This is a genomic window from Agathobacter rectalis ATCC 33656, from assembly GCF_000020605.1.
GTDB classification, from domain to species: Bacteria; Bacillota; Clostridia; order Lachnospirales; family Lachnospiraceae; genus Roseburia; species Roseburia rectalis.
In genome coordinates, this window is the sequence record NC_012781.1 from 3,417,692 (window position 1) to 3,440,119 (window position 22,428).

At 37.7% G+C, this 22,428-nt stretch carries 22 protein-coding genes, 1 tRNA gene and 1 pseudogene; 3 read left to right on the forward strand and 21 right to left on the reverse strand.

Annotated features, from left to right (window positions below):
• Entirely contained in the window at nucleotides 1-708 is a 708-nt protein-coding gene (locus EUBREC_RS16350) for a LytR/AlgR family response regulator transcription factor (RefSeq protein ID WP_306718541.1), read from the reverse strand.
• A gap of 378 nt (nucleotides 709-1,086) precedes the next feature.
• Nucleotides 1,087-1,179: pseudogene (locus tag EUBREC_RS18445) on the reverse strand (DNA topoisomerase III); the annotation flags it as partial.
• Nucleotides 1,180-1,290: 111 nt separating this feature from the next.
• Between EUBREC_RS18445 and EUBREC_RS16355 the strand changes: the two are divergent.
• Together EUBREC_RS16355 and EUBREC_RS16360 are read left to right on the forward strand one after the other, a co-directional pair.
• Nucleotides 1,291-1,656 (forward strand): type II toxin-antitoxin system RelE/ParE family toxin, encoded by a 366-nt coding sequence (locus EUBREC_RS16355; RefSeq protein ID WP_012744385.1) that lies wholly within the window; start codon nucleotides 1,291-1,293, stop codon nucleotides 1,654-1,656.
• 2 nt (nucleotides 1,657-1,658) lie between these two features.
• On the forward strand, nucleotides 1,659-1,946 hold the full coding sequence (locus EUBREC_RS16360; RefSeq protein ID WP_041254759.1) for a helix-turn-helix domain-containing protein: 288 nt from the start codon (nucleotides 1,659-1,661) through the stop codon (nucleotides 1,944-1,946).
• Nucleotides 1,947-2,283: 337 nt separating this feature from the next.
• Here EUBREC_RS16360 and EUBREC_RS16365 read toward each other — a convergent pair whose 3' ends face one another.
• The 6 genes from EUBREC_RS16365 to EUBREC_RS16390 all read right to left on the reverse strand — a co-directional run bounded on the left by EUBREC_RS16365 (nucleotide 2,284) and on the right by EUBREC_RS16390 (nucleotide 10,024).
• Nucleotides 2,284-3,909 carry an alpha-glucosidase gene (locus EUBREC_RS16365; protein ID WP_012744387.1) on the reverse strand — a complete coding sequence of 542 codons (1,626 nt, stop codon included), beginning with the start codon at nucleotides 3,907-3,909 and terminating at the stop codon, nucleotides 2,284-2,286.
• 16 nt (nucleotides 3,910-3,925) lie between these two features.
• On the reverse strand, nucleotides 3,926-4,741 hold the full coding sequence (locus EUBREC_RS16370; protein ID WP_012744388.1) for a carbohydrate ABC transporter permease: 816 nt from the start codon (nucleotides 4,739-4,741) through the stop codon (nucleotides 3,926-3,928).
• Complete coding sequence (locus tag EUBREC_RS16375) at nucleotides 4,741-5,610, reverse strand: carbohydrate ABC transporter permease (protein ID WP_012744389.1); 870 nt, start codon at nucleotides 5,608-5,610, stop codon at nucleotides 4,741-4,743. The genes EUBREC_RS16370 and EUBREC_RS16375 overlap by 1 nt, the downstream gene beginning before the upstream one ends.
• A 93-nt stretch (nucleotides 5,611-5,703) precedes the next feature.
• Nucleotides 5,704-7,041 carry an ABC transporter substrate-binding protein gene (locus EUBREC_RS16380; RefSeq protein WP_041254368.1) on the reverse strand — a complete coding sequence of 446 codons (1,338 nt, stop codon included), beginning with the start codon at nucleotides 7,039-7,041 and terminating at the stop codon, nucleotides 5,704-5,706.
• 409 nt (nucleotides 7,042-7,450) lie between these two features.
• Nucleotides 7,451-8,404: a LacI family DNA-binding transcriptional regulator gene (locus EUBREC_RS16385; RefSeq protein ID WP_012744392.1), complete on the reverse strand. Its 954-nt coding sequence runs from the start codon at nucleotides 8,402-8,404 to the stop codon at nucleotides 7,451-7,453.
• 267 nt (nucleotides 8,405-8,671) lie between these two features.
• A complete protein-coding gene (locus EUBREC_RS16390) occupies nucleotides 8,672-10,024 on the reverse strand; it encodes an MATE family efflux transporter (RefSeq protein WP_012744394.1) in 1,353 nt (450 codons plus the stop codon).
• A 99-nt stretch (nucleotides 10,025-10,123) separates the two neighbouring features.
• Here EUBREC_RS16390 and EUBREC_RS16395 point away from each other — a divergent pair, with 99 nt between their 5' ends.
• Complete coding sequence (locus tag EUBREC_RS16395) at nucleotides 10,124-10,387, forward strand: DUF6061 family protein (protein WP_012744395.1); 264 nt, start codon at nucleotides 10,124-10,126, stop codon at nucleotides 10,385-10,387.
• A gap of 28 nt (nucleotides 10,388-10,415) precedes the next feature.
• On the opposite strand, the gene EUBREC_RS16400 is transcribed toward EUBREC_RS16395, so the two are convergent.
• From EUBREC_RS16400 to EUBREC_RS16455, 13 genes are all read right to left on the reverse strand, one after another.
• Nucleotides 10,416-11,846, reverse strand: coding sequence for a 6-phospho-beta-glucosidase (locus tag EUBREC_RS16400; RefSeq protein WP_012744396.1), 1,431 nt, complete (start codon nucleotides 11,844-11,846; stop codon nucleotides 10,416-10,418).
• Nucleotides 11,847-11,944: 98 nt separating this feature from the next.
• A complete protein-coding gene (locus EUBREC_RS16405; protein ID WP_012744397.1) occupies nucleotides 11,945-12,262 on the reverse strand; it encodes a PTS sugar transporter subunit IIA in 318 nt (105 codons plus the stop codon).
• 37 nt (nucleotides 12,263-12,299) lie between these two features.
• Nucleotides 12,300-13,613 (reverse strand): PTS sugar transporter subunit IIC, encoded by a 1,314-nt coding sequence (locus EUBREC_RS16410; RefSeq protein WP_012744398.1) that lies wholly within the window; start codon nucleotides 13,611-13,613, stop codon nucleotides 12,300-12,302.
• Between the two features lie 55 nt (nucleotides 13,614-13,668).
• Nucleotides 13,669-13,977, reverse strand: coding sequence for a PTS sugar transporter subunit IIB (locus EUBREC_RS16415; protein WP_015517751.1), 309 nt, complete (start codon nucleotides 13,975-13,977; stop codon nucleotides 13,669-13,671).
• A 293-nt stretch (nucleotides 13,978-14,270) separates the two neighbouring features.
• On the reverse strand, nucleotides 14,271-14,981 hold the full coding sequence (locus EUBREC_RS16420) for a MurR/RpiR family transcriptional regulator (protein ID WP_416385910.1): 711 nt from the start codon (nucleotides 14,979-14,981) through the stop codon (nucleotides 14,271-14,273).
• Between the two features lie 758 nt (nucleotides 14,982-15,739).
• Nucleotides 15,740-15,811, reverse strand: a tRNA-Arg gene (locus tag EUBREC_RS16425).
• Nucleotides 15,812-15,820: 9 nt separating this feature from the next.
• Nucleotides 15,821-16,696: a DUF3881 family protein gene (locus EUBREC_RS16430; protein ID WP_012744403.1), complete on the reverse strand. Its 876-nt coding sequence runs from the start codon at nucleotides 16,694-16,696 to the stop codon at nucleotides 15,821-15,823.
• 18 nt (nucleotides 16,697-16,714) lie between these two features.
• On the reverse strand, nucleotides 16,715-17,758 hold the full coding sequence (locus tag EUBREC_RS16435; RefSeq protein ID WP_012744404.1) for an HD-GYP domain-containing protein: 1,044 nt from the start codon (nucleotides 17,756-17,758) through the stop codon (nucleotides 16,715-16,717).
• 19 nt (nucleotides 17,759-17,777) lie between these two features.
• A complete protein-coding gene (locus tag EUBREC_RS16440) occupies nucleotides 17,778-18,287 on the reverse strand; it encodes a DUF4446 family protein (RefSeq protein WP_012744405.1) in 510 nt (169 codons plus the stop codon).
• A gap of 127 nt (nucleotides 18,288-18,414) precedes the next feature.
• Nucleotides 18,415-19,305 carry a ParB/RepB/Spo0J family partition protein gene (locus EUBREC_RS16445; protein WP_012744406.1) on the reverse strand — a complete coding sequence of 297 codons (891 nt, stop codon included), beginning with the start codon at nucleotides 19,303-19,305 and terminating at the stop codon, nucleotides 18,415-18,417.
• 6 nt (nucleotides 19,306-19,311) lie between these two features.
• Nucleotides 19,312-20,079 (reverse strand): ParA family protein, encoded by a 768-nt coding sequence (locus EUBREC_RS16450; RefSeq protein ID WP_012744407.1) that lies wholly within the window; start codon nucleotides 20,077-20,079, stop codon nucleotides 19,312-19,314.
• 235 nt (nucleotides 20,080-20,314) lie between these two features.
• Nucleotides 20,315-20,437 (reverse strand): hypothetical protein, encoded by a 123-nt coding sequence (locus tag EUBREC_RS17630; protein WP_012744408.1) that lies wholly within the window; start codon nucleotides 20,435-20,437, stop codon nucleotides 20,315-20,317.
• A gap of 1,345 nt (nucleotides 20,438-21,782) precedes the next feature.
• Nucleotides 21,783-22,427 (reverse strand): response regulator, encoded by a 645-nt coding sequence (locus tag EUBREC_RS16455; RefSeq protein WP_012744409.1) that lies wholly within the window; start codon nucleotides 22,425-22,427, stop codon nucleotides 21,783-21,785.
• Nucleotide 22,428: the final 1 nt, after the last annotated feature.

Genomic DNA, 22,428 nt, shown 5'->3' on the forward strand with positions numbered 1-22,428 from the left:
TTATTCTTCTCCCTTATACAGCATATATTCCCTCTTTACCTGTGCATATCGTGCCTTGGGAACCGGAATCTTTTTTCCCGTGGTAAGTGTCATCACATAACCGCTGATTTTTGTGATGTACCTCATATTTACAAGAAAACTTAGATGTGCCCGCACGAATCCCATATCCTTGAATTCATTTTCCAGTTCATCCAGTTTTTTATAAATCTGAAATGTCCCTTTTTCTGTATAAAATACATTTTTGTGAAGCTCTGTTTCTATATAAATGATGTCATCTGCATAAAGTTTTATCGTTCCTTCCACAAAACGAAATTCGAGAATCCTACGGTTTTTATTAATTTCTGCTATCAAATCATCCATACATTCTTCTATAGTATCTGCAAGGTTATCTTTCAGCAGAAAACGGCTTGCTTTCACCTTATATCCATCCAGTGCGTAATTCATGTATGCCGTCACCAGCACAACTGGAAGTTTTGGATATTTTTCTTTAATCCTCATAGCTGTTTTCAGCCCATCCATCCCCTGCATATTGATGTCCAGAAATAATAGCTGACACGCTTCCAAAGCCGATTGTTCTTCGCATAACTGTTCTCCAGAATCATATTCTGTAATAGTAAACTCATAATTCTTTTTTTCACCATAGTCTGACAGCAAATCTGACAAATTTTTTCTGTCATCTATCCTGTCATCACAAATAATAATGTTCATATTTTTCATTCCTGTCTTTGATTGCTCTCATGCCTGTAAACCATACAAGTCTCACCTGGCACTCTTTATTATATCAAACAAATCTTCCGCTCGATCATTCTCCGCATCAAATGACTATTTTGCGCATAGAACGACTATCTCCTATAGAAACGCAGAAGCATTGTATCTCAAACTCTTTGAAATACAATGCTTCCCTGCATTTTCTATATCGTCATGTTGATATTATTACTTTACTATCCTGCACACTCTCTGGGAGTGACTGTATCTATCAAAAAAGAAGCCAGCAGTTTATTCACGCACTACTGACTTCCTATATTATTCATTTTATTTACTTCGCTGCGTCTCAGACAAGTTTTCCATCTTTAAACACAATCTCTTGCCCTCCAGGTATCCGTCCTCTCTCTTATCTGCACCGATTACCTTTGCGATAGACTGCGCCACCGAAGGTTTCTCGGCAATTACTAATTTTATATTTTTTTCACTCAAATTTTGTTTCCTTCTTTCATTTTTTATTTGCTTTTTGATAGCATAAATGCTATCATGTATATAGAATAAATATTTCCACTTGGAGAACATATACTAATGTACAACATTGAATTTTACGAAGATTCCAATGGCAGATCAGCGCTTTGGGAATTTCTTGAATCTCTTCGAGTCAAAGCAGCTACAAACAAAGATGCCCGTATTCAATACAAGCAGATAAGTTTGTACATCCAGCTCCTCGAAGATAATGGTACACGGCTTAATGAAAATATCACAAAACACCTTGATGATGATATCTGGGAGCTTCGCCCAGGCAATAACCGTGTTTTATATTTTTATTTCCAAAATGATACCTTTGTGCTTTTGCATCAATTCCGCAAGAAAACTCAAAAAACTCCCAAGCGCGAAATTGAACGGGCAAAGGCTGAACGTGATGATTACCTTGCCCGAAAGGAGGCTGAATGATTATGAAAACCTGGAATGACTATAAGGAACATGTAAGAACCGTTGATCCTGAAATTGGAAAAGACATCGATGAAGTTGAAAATATTTCCTCCATCGTAAGTGCCATGGTGGAACAGCGTACTTCTCTTGGACTTAGCCAGAGAGAGCTTGCTGCTATGTGTGGTATTCCACAATCATCCGTAGCACGGATCGAATCCTGCAAAACAACCCCGAATCTCGGAACACTGCTTAATATTTTTCAGCATCTCGGTTTACAGCTTACAGTAAGACCTACAAAACCTACCATTTAAAATCAAGGAGAATCTCTGCGAAGAGGTTCTCCTTATCGGAATCTCACCGAATCATGCCTAACGGCTCGTGGGCTATACCACCAGTAGGGAATCTGACCCTGCCCTGAAGATTTCTATTCACTTTTCTTACGTAGCTGTGTTGTAGCACAAGCATTCATGTAATGCAACAGACAATTTCGTTGCTGTATGGCTACATAAAATGAATTTTAAACAATAAAAACAAGACCTCCCATTACACTTTTCAGTATCTGAGAGGTCTGTATTTATAAAAAGTTTAATCGACTGACAGTCCAATTTCATTTAACGCCAAAATGTTTTCTTTTACACATAGAATTTTTTATTTGCTGTATATTCTCGCCTCATATGGTTGCAACCATTCGGACTCCGTTTCATGATAATTGCATAATTCACATTTTTGATCAATTTTTTGAAACATCAGCTTTTCATTTGTAAAATTCACGATTACCAATAAACCTTTGCCGTTTACTTCTCTTTCATATGCAAATAATCCCGGATATTCTTCGTACATCGGGCGAAACTCCGCCTGTCTCACAATATCTGCATGGTCATGGTAACACTGAATCAAACGCTTATAATAATTGTATAATGAATCCGGATCATTCACCTGACTCTGTGCATTGATTGTTCTATAATTATCATTGCATTTAATCCATGGCTTTCCACACGTAAATCCTCCATTTTCCGAGTCATCCCACTGCATCGGCGTTCTTGCATTATCTCTTCCTAACTCTGAAAAGTATGCAAGTACTTCATCCGGATCCTTGCCCTGTCCGACCGCTTCCTCATATGTTCTTTTCGCCCTTATATCATCCATATCATTAATATTCTTCCACTTAACATTGGTCATACCAATTTCCTGTCCCTGATATATAAAAGGCGTTCCATATAAAAAGAAATAGATACTCGCCAGTGCCGATGCACTATAGAAACTAATATTTTCTCTTTCCAGAAATTTGTTCAGGCATCTGGACTGATCATGATTTTCTAAAAAGATAGCACTCCAACCGATTCCGCTATTATGCGCTACATGTGTAAACATTTTTTTCTTCCACCGTTCTACCGCATGAATGCTTGATTTATCATTTTCCCCTTCCATATTTTCCCATCCAAAATCGAAAATCATGGAAAAGTAACCATTCTTTCCGGCATACCGTTCAAAAGCAGCATCGTCAACCCCCGGTGCTTCGGCAACTGTCATACAGTTATATTTATCAAAGCACTGTTCTTTCATCTCATCAAGGAATGTTCCGATTCCCTTATAATCCGTAAGATTTTCAACCGGATATCGTTCCCCATCATTCGTAGGACGACTGGCAAAACTTAAGTCTTTTTTGATAAAGGTAATTGCATCGATACGAAAACCGGCGATTCCTTTTTCCAACCACCAGTTTATCATCTCATAAATTTTTTGACGCAGCTCTTTGCATTCCCAGTTCAGATCCGGCTGTTCCTTCGCAAACGTATGATAATACCATCTGCCATCTGGTAATCTCGACCATACGGATCCGCCAAAATTGGATCGCCAGTTATTCGGTTCTTTATCATTCTCCGTTGTTCGGAAGTAAAAATAAGACGCTTCCTCACAATTAGGATCCTTCATTGCCTTCTGGAACCATTCATGCTGATCCGAGCAATGATTGACCACCAGATCCAATATGATTTTAATCTTTCTTTTTTGAGCCTCCTCTATTAAATGCTCCATATCCTCGTTTGTTCCAAAGATTGGATTTACCTTGTAATAATCCGATATATCATATCCATTATCCACAAGTGGAGAAGCGTACATCGGGCATATCCATAATACATCTACGCCTAGATTTTGGAGATAATCAAGCTTCTGGATAATTCCGTTAAAATCTCCGATTCCATCTCCGTTGCTATCCATAAAACTTTGCGGATAAATCTGATACACTACGGACTCTTTCCACCAATTGTTTTTCATTCACAAATTCCTCACCTTACTTTATTGCCCCTTCTGTAATACCTTTTACAATGTATTTTTGACTAAACAAATAAAAGATAATAATAGGAGCCATGCACATAACCAATCCGGCAGAAGCCAAATCCCAACGTTTTGCAAATTGTCCAAAGAACAGATATGTTTTTAAAGGCAACGTCTGTAAGCCCTGTTTATTAATAATCAGCGATGGCAATAAGAAGTCATTCCATGTTCCCATAACATTAATAACTGCAACCGTGACTATAATCGTTCTCATCAAAGGAAGCACGATTGAAATAAACAGACGTATTGAACCACACCCGTCAATTGTAGCGGCTTCCTCCAATTCCTCCGGAATATTTTTTATGAACCCATGAAACATTATGATTGCCATACTTGTTTGAAAGCCCATATACATAAAGATCAAGCCACCACGAGACAGCAAACCGATTTTGCTTGCAAATCCAACCAATGGAAGCATGACACACTGAAATGGAATCAACATAGAACCGGCAAATATCAAAAAAATAATCTTACTTGCTTTGGTTTTATAACGTACAAGTACCCAGGCCGCCATAGCCGATATCAACAGCACCAGAACCGCTGTCACTACCGTGATAAGCAGCGAATTCATAAAAGATCTTATGTAATCCAGTTCTTGAAACGCATTCTTATAGTTTTCAAGTGTGAATGTTCCTTTCGCCGGAAATCCCAACACATCTGTAAAAATCCCCTTGGTCGTCTTGAACGAATTCATAATCAAAATATAAATCGGAAACAAAAAAATGCATCCAAGAATAAGTCCTGTTACTCCATAAGCGATTTTTTTCTTCATTACATTTCAACCTCCTTGCGCTTTGTTATAACCAACTGCGTAACTCCGATTCCTGCCACAATAATCAGAAAAACGATTGCCTTTGCCTGTGCAAAACCAAATTCATTTGCTCCAAAGGCAGAATTGTAAATGTTTAACGCAATCATTTCTGTTGATTTGTATGGTCCACCTTGTGTCAAAGCTAAATTTTGATCAAACATTTTAAATGAACTCGAAATAGATAAGAATAATCCGATTGTAAACGCAGGCATCATCAACGGAAGGATGATATATCTCATGAGCTGCCATGAGTTTGCTCCATCAATTCTTGCTGCCTCCTTAACCGATTCCGGTATCTGCTGAATCTGCGCAATATATACGATCATCATATATCCCGACATCTGCCACACAGTCAAAATCAACAATCCTATAAATCCGGTTTCCGGATTCGACAGCCATCCGCTAAAGGCTGCAATTCCTGTCTTTTTTGAAAAAGCTTCAAAAATCGATATAAAAATAAACTGCCAAGTAAATCCAAGCAATAATCCGCCTATCATATTTGGCATAAAGAAAATTCCACGTAACAGCGTTGCGCCTCTAAATTTCTGTGTCACTAACAACGCCAGAGCAAAGCCAACAAGGTTTACCAATACAACTGCGCACACCGAAAAAAGCGCAGTAAATAAAAAAGCATGTACAAATGAGTCATCTCTCGTAAAAATGTCAATAAAATTTTGAAAACCTACAAACTTAATGTCCGAGCCTACAATTCCATTCCAGTTTGTAAGGGAATAGAAAAATCCAATACATGTAGGTATGATTACAACAATACAAAATGCAATTAATGACGGTGCCAAAAAGCCCCAAAACCGTAATTTACTTTTTCTCATACTTCTTCTATCCGTCCTTTCCAAACAAAGGATTTTACCCTTATTTGAATTTCCGGGATAGAAGCTCTATCCCGGAACCCTCTTTAACTCTTACTAGTTGTTCTGTTGTTTTCTTAACTCACTCCACTGCTCGATACAGGTCTTTGTAACCTCATCCCAATCAGCTTCTCCGGCAAGATATTTCTGTACTTCTACACCAGCCACCTGCTGACCCCATGTATTTGGAGCTCCACTGTATACCCATCCGTTCATGGTATTTCCGGAATTATTTGCATCCATAATTCTCTGTGAAAGTGGATCGGATGCTTTTATTCCATCAAAATTATCATATGGAGGAATAAACTTACAATCATTCACAACAATTTTCTGTGCTTCCGAATCGGTGAACATCCAATTGATGAAGTCTTTTGCAGCAGCTTTCTGCGCATCGGTTGCCTTGCTATGAATTGCCCAATATCCTGATACACCTACAAAATACTTGCCATCTGAATATCCCGGAACAGAATATGGTAACATATCCAATTTTTGAAGGACTTCCGGATCCGTTGTCTCTACTGCTGGAGCTACCCAGTTTCCCTGCTTGATACATGCAACACGTTCAATGGCAAGTCCACCCTCTAATGATGTTGTGTAGTCTACAGAATTAAGATTTGCCGTATTGTTGGCATTGGTTGTATAACTGGCCTGAAAATCAACCATTTTCTTATAGTCTTCAAAGCCGGTTCCCGGAAGCGAATCTGCCGCATATGCTTCATTCGGAGTCTTAAAGTCATGTGTTAAAGCAACATTAGCGTCATGGTCTCCTGCAATCCATAACTCCTTTGTCGGGTATTCCATAACAGCTTCCAGATTCGGATATTTATCCTTCATCTCACCATTATCGATTTTCTCTTTCAAAGTATCAAAACCGGCCTTCATGCCTTCGAAATTCATCATAGAATCTACAGAAACTCCAGCATCCTCAAACATCTGCTTATTAATAACGAATCCATAACCTTCCATGTATAACGGAATGGCATATACTTTTCCGTCTTTTGTAAAAGTATCCGTTGTTCCTTCTAATGCGTGCTGCATAATATCCAGATCAGAAACATCTTCAATAACGTCTCCGTAATCTTTCATGTCCGAAAAACCAGCTACAGAAAAGATTGTTGGTGGATCCGACTGCATCTTTGCTTTCATTGATGCGCCAAAATCATTTCCGGTGACAGCTTCAAGATTAATTTCTACATTTGGATGATCCTTTTCATATGCTGCAATTAATTTCTTGTATCCTTCATTTGCCTCAATCTTACTCTGGAAAATTGTAATCTTTACATTTTTTCCACTGTTTGCTCCTGTCGAGGTATCTGCAGAATTTCCGCATCCCACAAATAATCCCCCAAGCATTAGCACTGTCATTCCAACTGCTACTAACTTCTTTGCTTTCATATATATTCCTCCTTTTTGTGAAACTGTTCCACATCTGATCAAAAAAAATTTTTCTTCTATGGATGCCTCGTTTTGTGCCACGGAACTGTCCACATCATTTGTGGAACTGTTCCATATCTGTAATATACACTATGCGTAACTATATTGCAACATAAAAATGCAGTTTATTCACAGATTCGTTACTATATCCAAAAATCATCTTGATTTTTTATTAAAAATCACTAGAAAAAGGAGACTATGAAGAAAAGTCTGTAAATAATAATCTTCTATGATAATGATTGAGCTGGAAGCCTCTTCTTGCCATAATAAAAGGCCTCCTATGATTTATATTTTACCATAGAAGACCTTGCTGTTATTAGCTATTTACAGAAAAAGTTTCACACACTCCTTTGTGCCAATGCTCTCCATTCTACAAAGTATCGCCCTTTTTATATTTTACAGGAACCAATACTTCCCTTTTCTTAAGTGGTTGATCATTGATCAGTTTAATAAGCATATTCACACTTTCCTTTGCAACCTTCTTCGCATCCTGTACAATTGAATCAATCGAATGGTAATTGAAGTCCGTGACATAAGTTCCATCATAAGCCAATATTTTTTTGTTTTTTTCTGTCTTGAGGAAGGCGGCTGCACACAAGTCCAAAGCCATAATTCCATCAACGTCCGGATATTGATCCAACAATGTTCTGGTACGTTTCATACACAATTGATAGTTTATAACTTCCTCCCATTGAAAAGATTCAATGATAACCTCCCTATTATGCTTCTCCATCACATCGATAAGGGCTCTCGCGCTATCGGCAGAGGCAAGTTCCATCCTGGTCGGATCACTAAAGCACATCACTTTTTTACAGCCTTTTTCCAAAAACAATTCGCCCGCTAAAATTCCTCCCTGATGATGATCCGATGTCACCAGCGGGATTCCCGGTATAATCCGATCCAGTGAGATAATTGGTTTCTCAATATTCATATAATATTCATCAGAAAGAAACGCAGATCCTACAATCAGTCCATCGAACAGATTACGTTCCAATGTATCAAGATATTCTCTTTCCTTGTCCTGATTTCCTCTGGTATTACAAATAACCACATTATATCCGTATTGATCTAATTCTGCCTCAAGATAATTCCAAAGAGTTGAAAAATACGGATGGATAATATCCGGTGTCATAACACCGATAATACCCGTTCTTTTCTTATACAGATTTCTGATCCACTGATTAGGAATATAATCTAGCTCCTCTACCGCCTTCTTAATTTTGTTTTTGCTTTTCTCTGATACATATCCGCTACCATTTAACGCTCTGGATACCGTGCTGGGTGCTACATGTGCCAGCTTTGCAACTTCTCGAATGCTTGCCATAATCTCTTCTCCTCACTTGTGTAATTGCAAACGAATTGCCCTTATATTCCCCTTTATCCTCTTAATTAAATCCGACAACCTTCTGCGACAATCGATAAGTCGCAACCGAAATCTTGCGGCCTCCCTTACCCTGAAGATTCATGGTCTGTCCCATAATGCCATTGCGTAGTTGCTGGAAGATTATAATATCTTTTTCCTTAATATACTGAAGTTTTATTTTATTATACACCTTTTTGTCCATGGAGTCGAACTATTTTTACTTAACAGTCAGCAGTTATACTCTTTGTATTTTCGTATAATAATCATATAACTTATAAACAATAAAACAGCTGCGCTGGTCCAGGCACAAATTTCCGCATAAAAAATTCCGTCTTCACCGATCAGTTTTGGTAACAATAATGCAACACTGACACGCATCGCAAATTCTGCAATGCCACTGGCGAGGGGAATCAGGGTATTACCCAGACCCTGAATCGCCGAACGATATACATACAGCAGATACAGTACCCATAGAAAAATTGCCATAATAAACAAATATTTATATGCAATGTCTAACACCTGTCGGATCTGTTCCTGTTCGCCGGATACAAACAGTGACAATATATTGCGTCCGAATAACACCATCACACCTGAGATCACAACAGCAGTAAGCAATGCCATATAAGTTCCGCTATGCACACCTTTCCGGATTCTCTGATATTTCTTTGCACCAAGATTCTGGCCTACATAGGTTGTAATTGCATATCCGTATGAAACGGCAGCCATCTCTAAAACTCCATATAATTTGTTTGATGCTGTAAATCCAGCCACAAACAGGAATCCAAATCCATTGACTACATACTGTACTGTAAGCCCCCCTACAGAGATGATCAAATTCTGGATTGCAAGAGGAGTCGCCACTTTCAAAAGCCGCAGACTCATTGCCGGCTGTCTGTAGAAGTCCTGTTTTTCCAGTCGGATATCCGGAATTTTCCGTAACACCATCAGACAGTACAGGGCTGAAAATCCCTGTGCGATGACTGTCGCCACTGCTGCTCCGGCTACACCCCAGCCAAAAACTGCCACAAATAACAGGTCCAGTCCCACATTGATCAACGCTGCTACGGTCATTGCTATCAGTGGAGATCTGCTGTTACCCAGTGCTCGAAGAATCGCTGCAAATATATTATAAGCCGCTATGATCGGAATTCCGGCAAAGATCAGCCGAAGATATAGCATTGTCAGGTCAATGACATTATCCGGTGTCTGTAAAAACAAAAGAACATGATAAACTGCCCCTTCACTTACCGCAAGTACAATCACAGAAAGCAGTGCTGTCATGATATAGCTTTTCGCCACCGCGCATTTCAGATTTTCTTTTTCCCTTGCTCCATAAAATTGAGCTACCAGAATAGAAAAACCCTGTGTGATACCTGTCATGATACCGAACACCAGCCATACCAGCCAGTCTCCGGCGCCTACTGCCGCCAGTGCTTCAACCCCTACCACCTGTCCGACGATCATGGTATCTGCCATCGTATAAAACTGCTGAAAGATATTTCCAAGCATCAGTGGTATGGCAAAAGTAATGATCAGTTTTCCAGGTGATCCAGTGGTCATATTTTTTTCATTTGTTACCATAAGAATCTCCTTTTTCTTTTCATCCTTGTCCGATTATTTCACATTGGACTCTGTCAAAACGCAATCCATCACAGAACTCTTTGGTATATCGTCCCACCAGTGTTTACGAACTCTGATAAGGGCAAAAACAAGACCAAGCGCAACAGTATTGATGTTTACACCTCTGTTGGCTATATGCTCCGCATTGACTGTTGGGAAGCTGAAAAGGACTTAAAAACCACACCAGGATCAGACTGTGCATTAAACGCACTCACCATTGATGAACCTCTTGAATATGCAAGATTATATCTTGATGGAAACTTGCTTGATGTATCGGTTAGTCAAAGTGTCTATATCAGAACCTTTTATCGTTTCTTGATATAGACACTTTTTTTAATAGTCATTCAATTAACTAATTGATATTTTCGCCGTTTGTTGAAATAACTTCTTTATACCACTCGAAAGAATCTTTCTTTCTTCTGGACAAGTCTCCTGTTCCATCGTTATGTTTATCCACATAGATGAATCCATATCTCTTATCCATCTCACCGGTTCCTGCACTGACAAGGTCGATGCATCCCCATGGTGTATAACCCATCAGATCTACACCATCTTCCTCTACCGCCTTTTTCATTTCTGAAATGTGGTGCTGCAGATATTCCACACGGTATGGATCGTGGATGCTTCCATCCTCTTCTAACGTATCATATGCTCCAAATCCATTTTCTACAATAAACAATGGTACTTTGTAGCGATCTGTAAACCAGTTCAATGAATAGCGCAGTCCGATCGGATCAATCTGCCATCCCCATTCACTTGCCTTTACGTACTGATTCTTTATGCGATCCTTTTCTCCACGGTAATCATATTCCGGATTGTCTGGTTCTGCTTTTGTACAGAAAGACATATAATAACTGAAACCGATGTAATCGACACAGCCCTGTTTTAACACTGCAAGATCTTCTTCTGTTACGTCAATCTTAAGGTCTTTTCTTTCCCAGTATTTCAAAATATTTACAGGGTATTCTCCTTTTACATGCACATCTGTATAATAATATCTTTTCTGCATGGCTTTTTCAGCCTGCAGTATATCTTCCGGACGGCAGGTAGCCGGATAGATTGGGCACATTGCGATCATGCAGCCAATCTGAAATTTCGGATTAATCTCATGTCCAGCTTTTATCGCTTCGGCACTGGCAACCAGTTCATAGTGAGATGCCTGATACATCAATTCTTCCGCATTTTCTTCTGGTTTAATTATAATCCCGGAATTAGCATAAAGCATAAATCCATCACCGATATCTGCCTGGTTGTTAATCTCATTAAATGTCATCCAATATTTTACTTTGTCTTTGTATCGCTCAAAGCATGTTACTGCAAATTTCACGAAGAAATCAATCAGTTTTCTGTTTCTCCATCCACCGTACTCTTGTACAAGATGCAGAGGCATCTCAAAATGACTCAGTGTGATCACTGGTTCGATCCCATATTTCAGACATTCATCAAACATGTCATCATAGAATTTTAATCCGGCTTCATTCGGCTGTTCTTCATCACCATTTGGGAAGATACGTGTCCATGCGATACTTGTACGGAAACACTTGAATCCCATTTCCGCAAATAAGCGGATATCTTCTTTATAGTAATCATAAAAATCGATTGCTTCATGATTCGGATAATTCTCGCCTTTTAGTATTTCACCTGTTATTCTTCTTCTTGTATTTACATCTCCGCCGGTTACAACGTCCATAATGCTCAAGCCTTTTCCATCTCGATCATAGGCACCCTCCAGCTGATGGGCAGCAACTGCGCCACCCCAGAGAAAATCTTTTCGAAATCCCATTGTTATTTCCTTCCTGTTGTCTTAATTACTTTGTATAATAGCGTTGGGGGCTTTTGCCCCCAACTTTTCTGTTTCTATATTCAATTACATCTTGATGATTATTTCTCATCAATTCTCTTATACAGTGTAATGAATTCATCTGCAAGAATGCGGAATGCTTCTGCACTCATAAGCTGATCTTCTGCATGCATCAGAAGCATGTATCCATTGGAAATTTCACCATTTGCATCCATTGCCAAAAGATCTGCATGAACGTTGTGTCCAAGTGAAAAGGCTTCATCTCCTTGTTTAATCAGCTCTGCTGCCTCATCATATTTTCCTTCTTTCGCACAATGGATCGCATTGATAAAATGTGTTCTTGCTGTACCTACATATGTGATGATCTGAAAACATGACAATTCAAATTTTTCGTTCATTTTTTTCTCCTATCCTGCTATTATTTTTATTCTGATTTTACCAGTCTTCATCCTCATCTTCTACCGGCTGATTCTTCTCCTGAACCAGATTCATCTTGTCAACCTTCTTAATGAATGGCAGATAAACGAAGAATGAAACACAAAGGATCACTAACTGAAGTAAAGCACTTTTCCATCCTGCTAAAAGGAATCCTGAGATAATCGGTGGACAAGTCCATGGGATCTGTGTTGCTCCATATAATGGGCAGATTCCTGTATACAGTGCAAAATACTGGATTAAACATGCGATCACAGGCATTCCAATAAACGGAATTGCAAGCATTGGATTCATAACGACTGGAGCACCAAACAGAATTGGCTCATTGATTCCAAATAATGCCGGAATAATTCCCAATTTACCAAGTGCTTTCAACTGTTTTGATTTTGCAAAGAAGAACATATACATTACAAGTCCGATTGTGATACCTGCACCTGTTATATTGATAAACTGATCATAAAACTGCTGTGTTACAATATGGCCTCCGTTTGCTATTGTAAGTTCTACACCACTGTCAATAATAGCCTGATTTGCAAGGCTGTTTGCCTGTAATAGTCCTGTCATGATTCCACCAACTACTGTTGAACCATGAACTCCGAAGAACCACAGGAATGGTCCTGTAAAGCACATCAGAACTGCTCCACCAAGGGAGTCTGTCATTTTCTGAAGTGGTGTCTGAACAACTTTGTAAATAATTTCAATACCTGTTGTGTCGAATCCAATAGAACAGATACCGTGAATTACTGCAGCCCCTGTCAGGATTACGAATGCCGGGATTAATGCTGAGAATGCATTTGTTACACCTTCCGGAACTCCGGCCGGCATTTTAATACGTATATTTTTCTTCAAGAACCAACAGTAAATAGGCGGTACAATCAATCCGACAATGATTGCTCCAATCATTCCCTGTCCTGCTGTCCATGTCTTATTAATAATTCCACTAACAACTTCTCCACCTTCTGTTGTTATGGACGAAGGCATCAGAATCAAGAATGTTGCCAGTGAAATAATTCCACAGTTGAGTGGTTCCTGATTTTCCAGTTTCGCATAGCTATAGCTGATACCGATAACTGCAATCAACGCACTGATGGAGAATGTTGCGCCACATACCTGATCTAATACTGGTTTGATTCCTGTAGACTCTAATACATCGACAACTGCCTTTACCGGAAAGTTTGACAGGATCAGGAAGATTGATCCGATGATCAGAGGAGACATGGAAGTCACCATACCATTTTTTATTGACTGTATTGCCTTTGTATTAATAAACTTAAGGATTACAGGGATTACTTTTTCGTTAAATTTCTCTTTCATTTGCTACTACCCTTTGCTCTGTTTTTTGCTTTAAATTGTGTATCTTTGTTTTCTCTTATTTATTTTTCGCAAGCTTATATGCAAATTTCAAAACATTCATTCCATTGCACATTCCATAATCCTGCATTGGGATCACATCTACCGGAACCCCTTTTGGATCACAGATCTCTTTTGCTCTGGCAAGCTGATATCCTACCTGTGGTCCGAGCAGTGCTACATCCACGCCTTCAATCACGCGTTCCATCTCTGTAAATGGATATGCTACGATATCAACATCTTTTCCTTTTTCCTTTGCTGCCTCTTCCATCTTCTTTACGAGAAGACTGGTTGACATTCCTGCTGCACAAAATAATCGAATTACCATGATTGTTTCCTCCCTTATTTTTTTCTCATTTGCTTTGATGGTGCTAGTATAACAAGTATTTTTCGTTTTGTCAGTACTTTTTCCTGTTTCTGGTTTCTGTTCCATATAGACGGAATTTGTTACATAAAAAAAACAGGGCATTCTACTTTATTGTGTAAAATGCACTGTTTTCCTTTTCCTTTTTTGTATATTATGATACTTTTTAGTATATTCTGTTTTTTTTGTTACTTGTCTGGTTACTATTCGTACCATTACATTCTACAACCTTAATGAAATAAGTCTTCCATATCATTTTAAAACAGATCATCTGTATCGTTATGGACGCCCTTCAATTCTCTTCCGATTAATTCCAAAATAAAAACGACTGCCATCTGGGATGTCAGATCATAATCTTCGTCTTGTTTATATTTATACTCTGAAACATAATAATTTATATTGCAGTCACTCATCTTCGCCAAAGAACAGTTTGCCTTATTTGTAATAGATATCAGGCTGCTCCCTCTTCTTTTCAACTTTTCTGCCAACATCAGTGTCTGTTCCGTCTCTCCTGATACAGACAATGCGATTGTAGCTATTCTCTCACCTTTTCCACGAAATACTGGCGTGAACGGATCATCAATAGCAAATGAAAACCAGCCTACATTATTAAAATATCTTGCCCCATACTTTCCTATAAAAGAAGAATTCCCCACACCTACAAATATAATTGACGATGCCTTTGTAAGTAACTTCACAGCTTCCTGGATATTCTCAGCAAATGCCTGTGTCTGCACCCGTTCAAAGAAATCTTTAACCGCAGTAAGATCCAAATTGATTTTCTTCTGTTCCTTGCTGCTGACCTCCTGTTTTAATTTCAAACGGAATTCAGAATATCCCTCGCATCCTACCTTTTTACAAAAGCGAAGGATTGTCGTTGTTGAAACATGAACCTCCTCTGCCAGCTCGCGTACTTTCATATATACTACTTTCTCTTCATTGCTGATGATGTAATTATACACATCCATCTCCAACTGATTAAAAGATTTTATCATCTCATGCGTAAACATATGAATTCAGTTCCCTTCTGTTTTTCTCTCTATTCCATAATCATATTATGTTCTTTAGAAGCAGTGTTTATCCCGCATTTTAATCGTGTTTTTCATTACTTCATCGTCTTCGCCAGTGAATTGAGAAATGCCCACATCTCTGGATTAGCCAATACTTTTGCCAGAAGTTCCGAATCGACTTCATCAGCAACGATTATAAATAGTAGACCTGCTGACTCCTAAGATTTCCTGTAACTCTTGAACTGTATAACATCTTTTTTCTGACATTTCTTTATTCTCTTTTTGAAATATGAAAAAACAATATTATATCTCATTTCCGATGGTATTGCTGTACATTGCCTGTGCATTAACAATTTCTGATTTTGAAATTGTGTCTGTTGTAACAATGCTTATCTGGATCAGTATTCCAGCTCTTGCTATATATATACGACATGATTTCGGGCATGTCAAGAGCAGACGTCAAAAACGTCCTTCATTTCTATCTCCACAACTTTTTCATCATGGTCTCTCTGTTTCTCACTACCTATATTCATGTTTGACCTCCTTTTCCCTGGACTAAAAAAAAGCCCAGACTAGATTTTTTGTAAATCTAATCTGAGCGTTTTATATCTCTCATGTCTGATTTCTCAGACAAGAAAACCCGTTTTACAGATTTTTCCACCCCAAAATGAAAAAAGCAGTAATGAATTTTCTTAATCATTACTGCTTCAAACAACTGTTCTCAGGGGGAATCGAACCCCCAACTAGCGCTTAGGAGGCGCTTGTTATATCCATTTAACTATGAAAACAAATGTATATTACAAACAAATACTACCCTGCATCCAGATGTTTCCTTTGAAACGTCTGCCAACCATCGGCTCACCGATGAGGTCATTTTTGTTTATACACACGCTAAATATTATATCATTACATGATACTTTTATGCAATATATTTTTTCATTTGTAATGATATTTTTTTCTTCTGTTAACTCAATAATATCTCCCAGCACGCTGTACTGGTCACTTTCGATGCCATATGGCATGAAATATGTTGTTACGATTGAAAGAATATCCTCGTTTTGGATTCTTCTCGTAATGGATGAGTATAAATCTATATCTTCCATTGTGAGGCTTTCCATAGCGCTCTCATCGCCATCCCTGGCCTCTGCAATCAGCTGCTTTCTATCTTTTTTGTCTGAATCAACTGTATTTAATGTTTTAGCCTTTTTTTGTTTCATTGGTAGCAAAATACAGCCATCAACTGATAGTCCTGAGAGCACTGCTCCCTTTGCCCTTACCTCTCTGTTTATGTATGCCTTCTCTGACAGATAATCACACACATTCTGCAGATAAAATATAAGTGTTACGCCGAGATTAGGGTCATCACATACGCCTGCATATGATTCCTTCTCTGAGTGCTTTTCGATATCTATTATCTCATTTGTAGTCTTTTCGCTTCCCGTGAAATACGGATAGTAATAATCTATGTCAAAGCTATCATCGTCATTGTATATTCCTCTGACTGTAATTCCCATATTGGGTGCCACATCACATGACAGCTCGGCAAATTCATTGCCCTCGAAATCCTTTGTTACCTTTAGTTTTTCCGGCTTATCAATTATATTGTTAATTACCTCGTTTAACTGTTTCTTTGTTATATCTGAAAATCCTATTGCTCTGAGGAATTGGTGCATTACTTATTTCTCTTTTCTTTAAATTACCTGAAGAATTGAAATGTTTTTATCAAGCATGAGATTCAATCTGTTGTGAAGCATCAATTTGCCATTATTTTCATTTCCAAAAATCATGATAATAGGATTCTCCGGATCTACTGTCTGGGAAACTACTACTCCCTCTTCTTCAGCATTGGTCTTTACTGTTGTACCGACAGGATATCTGGCTATTGATGATAGCAGGCACTTAATAATTTTGTTATCAAATCTGCCGCCATCATTTTCCTTTATCTGATTTATGGCTTCCTGCACACAAATGCGCTTACACTCCATACCGCTTATCAGCGAATCAAACGCATCACATGCCTGAATTATTCTACATTCCAGTTCTTTATTCTTTTGCTTCATAGGAAAACCTGTGCCTGCCATATTTTCATGATGTGATAAAACCATCTTCATTGATATTGGCGCTATCCAGTTTTCCTCATCCAATGCCGAATATCCTAAAATGGTATGCTTTTTATATTCAAAAAGCTCCGCAGGATTTGCATTGGAAAAATCCCTGTTTTTATATCGTGTGACAATAAAACGCAGCCCGATGTCATGTAATAAACATCCCACCGCTATGTTATACTTTCGCTTTTCGTCAAGCTTTAGCTTTCTTGCAACAAGTACTGATAAAAGTGTCACCATGACTGTGTGCTCATATAAGTCCGAATTACGCTCTTTTATATCAACAATCACGTCATATGGCATATCATTTATATCATGGACAATATCATTTGCGATTATTTCAAATTCCTTTAAGGATTTGCCATCATGATATATATGGCTTTCCATCAGTCTACGCACTTTTTTCACGTATTTGTCGAAAATAGCCGGGTCTACTATAGAATTCGGACTTTCGTAATTCTCATACGGATCCTCTACCATCACTGATTCTATTCCAAGTGACTCTATAAGTGGCACATAATCAGGCTTAATCCTTGTGCCATTTGGTATTAAAATATCATTTTTTTCTGTTAGTATTGGTTCCGCAAGTACTTCACCGCCAACTAAGCTGCTGACTGCTTTTATCCTCATAAACTAAAACACCCCATTGTTATTTTTCTGCAGGCATATTTGCCTCCTTGGCCATATTCAACGCTTCCTGCTCTTCATCTGCTAAAACAATAATGGAATTTCCGCCAACAATCTCCTTGATGTATGTATAGCAACCCTCACGACTGTGAACGGCATTGAGTACAAAGCCATCATCCTTTCCATTTAACATGGCAAGTGAAAAGCTTAGCTTTCCGCCCATCTCATTGAATGCATCATACTTCACAAGTCCTACCTTCTGGTATGAACACTTCATGTTAGCAAATAATTCTTCTATATTCTTTTTGATTGATGAGTTTGCTGCAACAAGTTCATCTACCTCGTCAAGTCTCTTGATAATTGTGTCCTCCAATGACTTTGCAGTTTTTCCACTCATAAACACTTTGTATCTTTTTTTGAGCTTACCGATCTGCACCATATTTGTGATTATGAGGATGAGCAGAATAATTACCACTCCCGCCAATCCTAATATAATGTAGTCGGAATCGAATCCTAAATATTCAGAAATCATTTTTTACTCCTATCTATATTGTCGTATATTTTGCATAAAATTTAAATAGTCTCTTTGTCTCATTTTCTGTATGATTTTATTATTTTTTTCATTAAATATACAAAATCTAAATACTATCTAATTATTTCTATTGATTTTGGACTGAATTGAGCATGTTTACTATTCTATCCAGTTCATCATGAGAATAATATTCTATTTCTATCTTTCCGGAATTTTCATTTTTCCTGTTGATTAGAACCTTTGTTCCCATATTCTTTTTAAGCTTTTCCTCAAGATCCTTGTAGATTGCTTCCATCTGAGGATTAACTGTTTTTTCGGACTTTGTCTTTTTCTTGTTCTTCTGTAATGATTTAACAAGCTTCTCTGTATCCCTGACACTTAGCTTTTGATCGAAAATCTGTTGTGCTACCACATACTGCTGATTCTGATCTTCTATACCAAGTAATGCTCTTGCATGGCCTGTAGTGAGCATTTCATCTATCACCATCTGCTGTACCTTTTCATTGAGCTTGAGTAAACGCATTGAATTGGTAACTGCTGTTCTGCTCTTTGATACTCTCTCTGCCACATCATCCTGCTTCAGTTTAAATTCTTCAAGCAGACGCTTGTATGCCAAAGCCTCCTCAATTGGATTCAAATCCTCTCTCTGAATATTTTCTATAAGGGAGATTTCCATAATCTGCTGATTTGTCAATTTTTTGATTATGACAGGGACTTCCTTTAGACCTGCCAGCTTTGCTGCTCTCCATCTTCGCTCACCTGCGACGATTTCATAGTAATCATCCCTTTCCTGGCAAAGTAAAGGCTGTAAAATGCCAAACTGTTTTATCGATTCTGATAACTCTATAAGTGCATCCTCATCAAATTTCTTTCTAGGCTGTTCTCTATTAGGCTCTACTTTATTAATATCTATCATTACAGCATCCGCTGCATGATTGCTCTTTGGTTTTACCGGCTTTGATACCTTGTCTGTAATTAATGAATCAAGTCCCTTACCCAATCCTTTTTTTGCCGCCATACTATCTTAAATATCCTTTCTTGCTATTATTTCCTTTGCCAGATTTCTGTAGCTTTCTGCTCCGGCCGATTTACTGTCATACATATTTATCGGAATACCATATGATGGTGCCTCAGCTAATCTGATATTTCTTGGAATCATTGTATTGTAAATCTTTGTATCCAGATTTTCTTTTACTGTCTCTACAACCTGATTTGACAGATTTGTCCTGACATCATACATGGTGAAAACAACTCCCTCAATCTGCAGCTCCGGATTAAGTCTCTCCTGCACCAGATTGATTGTATGAATCAGCTGACTAAGTCCCTCCAAGGCATAATATTCACACTGAATAGGAACAAGAACTGTATCTGCAGTAGTCATTGCATTTACTGTCAGCATGTTGAGTGAAGGAGGACAATCTATAATAATAAAATCATAGTCCTCTTTTATGTAATCAACTGCACCCTTTAATATATATTCCTTATCATTTATGCCCAAAAGCTCAATCTCTGCTCCGGCCAAATTTACATTTGATGGAATGACATATAAATTGTCCACCACCGTATTTTCAATACTCTCTGCAATTGAACACTCATCAAGCATGAGATTGTATACCGTATTCTCCACTTCGTCCTTATTTACACCAAGGCCGCTTGTCATATTACCCTGCGGGTCTAAATCAATTGCCAGCACCTTTTTCTTTTTTTCAGCCAGACACGCTGCCAAATTGATAGAAGTAGTGGTCTTTCCAACCCCACCCTTTTGATTTGCAACTGCTATAATTCTTCCCATTATAAATCCTTTCGCAATTAACTTAAAATTTCTGCCGAATCATCATATTTTTAAATTGTAAATTGAAATCTTACACACTCAAATTATTATATCACTCTTAACTGTATAATGCTATAAAATTCCACTATGTATGCACATTATTTTTTTACATTCTCTGTTTTCTTGTGTCATACGCAAAATAATACTGCCATCTTCACTTTCATTTTTTCCGAAGCATGAAATATACTATCTTCAATTAAAAAAGTTCTGTCACAGTATTATTGTTTTCAATTGTGCCTTTGGCAAATACATCAGCCATTGTTGCAGTATTACCTTCTGCTCTTGGACTTCCTTTAATTATTAAAACTTTTTTATTCATACAAATTATGTCACCTTTTATATCCTTTATTTAAATTTTTAATAGTCTAATTATTAAAACATTGCTTTCTCGTATTCACTCATTATATCATTTAAATGTTTCACGTGAAACATTCCCATTTTATCATTTAATACTTATACTTATCAATTAATATTTTATTTAATTCTATACAATCAAATTACATAATAATTGATTATACACCATCATATAATTTAAAACGTAAAATATTAACCTATATAATATAAATTCACACCTTATTTATTTTTATAAGTACTATACTATATTACATTTAAGCACATCCACAACATAAGGAATCCGGCATACATATACATTCCAAACGAGTCCACGCCGCAACTTAGAGTATGTTTGAAATCACTTCAACACATAGCAATGCTCGTACAAGGATGTACGAGCGAGTCCATACTGAGCCACGATGGCGAATATGAACTGTTGCGTACTATTGTCTCAACCTATATGTGATTTCTTACATACTCTTGGTTGCGGAGTACAACGAGTGCGGAATGTATATGTATAACGGATTCCGTACTACTGTCAATAAACTATATTAAATAATCAATAAAGGAATGTTTCACGTGAAACATTTTGTATAATTCAATATATATGTATGGTAAATCCACAATTCAAGGAATCCGTCATACATATACATTCCAAACGAGTCTACGCAGTGACTTAGAATATATTTGAAATCACTTCTATACATAGCAGCGCTCGTACACAGATGTACGAGCGAGTCCATACTGAGCCACGATGGCGAAAATGGACGATTGCGTCCTACTGTCTCAACCTATATGTGATTTCTTACATACTCTTGGTTACGGAGTAAAATGAGTGCGGAATGTTATATGTATGTCAGATACCGTACTATTGTCAATAAACAATATTAATCACTATAAATTAAATCATATATTAGAAGAGGAATGTTTCACGTGAAACACTATATTTTATTATTTAATTCTCGAGTATTATACCATAGGATTTTTATAGTACATTCACAGCGTAAGGAATCCGGCATACATATACATTCCAAACGAGTCTACGCAGTAACTTAGAGTATGTTTGAAATCACTTCTATGCATAGCAACGCTCGTACACGGATGTACGAGCGAGTCCATACTGAGCCACGATGGCGAATATGGACGGTTGCGTACTATTGTCTCAACCTATATGTGATTTCTTACATACTCTTAGTTGCGGAGTAAAACGAATGCGGAATGTATATGTATGACGGATTCCGTATTACTGTCAATAAACTATATTAAATAATCAAAAAGGAATGTTTCACGTGAAACATTCCTTTAATGTAAAATAAATAATGTAAAATATACTACATAATCTGAATAATGTTGTTACGGATTGCAAATACCGCAGCCTGTGTACGATCAGTAACCTCAAGCTTCTTGAAAATACTTGAAATATGATTCTTAACAGTTCTCTCACTAATCTTCATTTCCTTAGCAATATCTCTGTTAAACTTACCAACAGCCATTTCTTTAAGTACTTCCATCTCTCTCTTAGTAAGAGCATCTATCTTAAGCTCATCCTCATTTTTCTGAATCATCTTAGAATTAAGAGCCGGAATAAGACTAGGCTGTATATAAGTCTCACCATCAGCAATAGTGAAAATAGCCTTTTTAAGCTCAGCAGACTCAGAATCCTTCAATACATATCCATTGATTCCGATATCTACAGCCTTCATAAGATATTCAGTCTCATTGTGAACAGTAAGAACAAGTACCTTTACCTTAGACTTTCTGTCCTTTAATGCTTTTAATACCTCAAGACCATTCATCTTTGGCATATTGATATCCAAAAGTAATACATCAGGTCTAAAAGTCTTTAATTTATCAAGACAATCCTCACCATTCTCTGCCTCAGCAATAACCTTGATATCACCGTCGAGCTCCAGCAGATTTTTAAGTCCCTCTCTGATCATAGAATGATCATCTGTAATCATAATGTTAATAGCCATA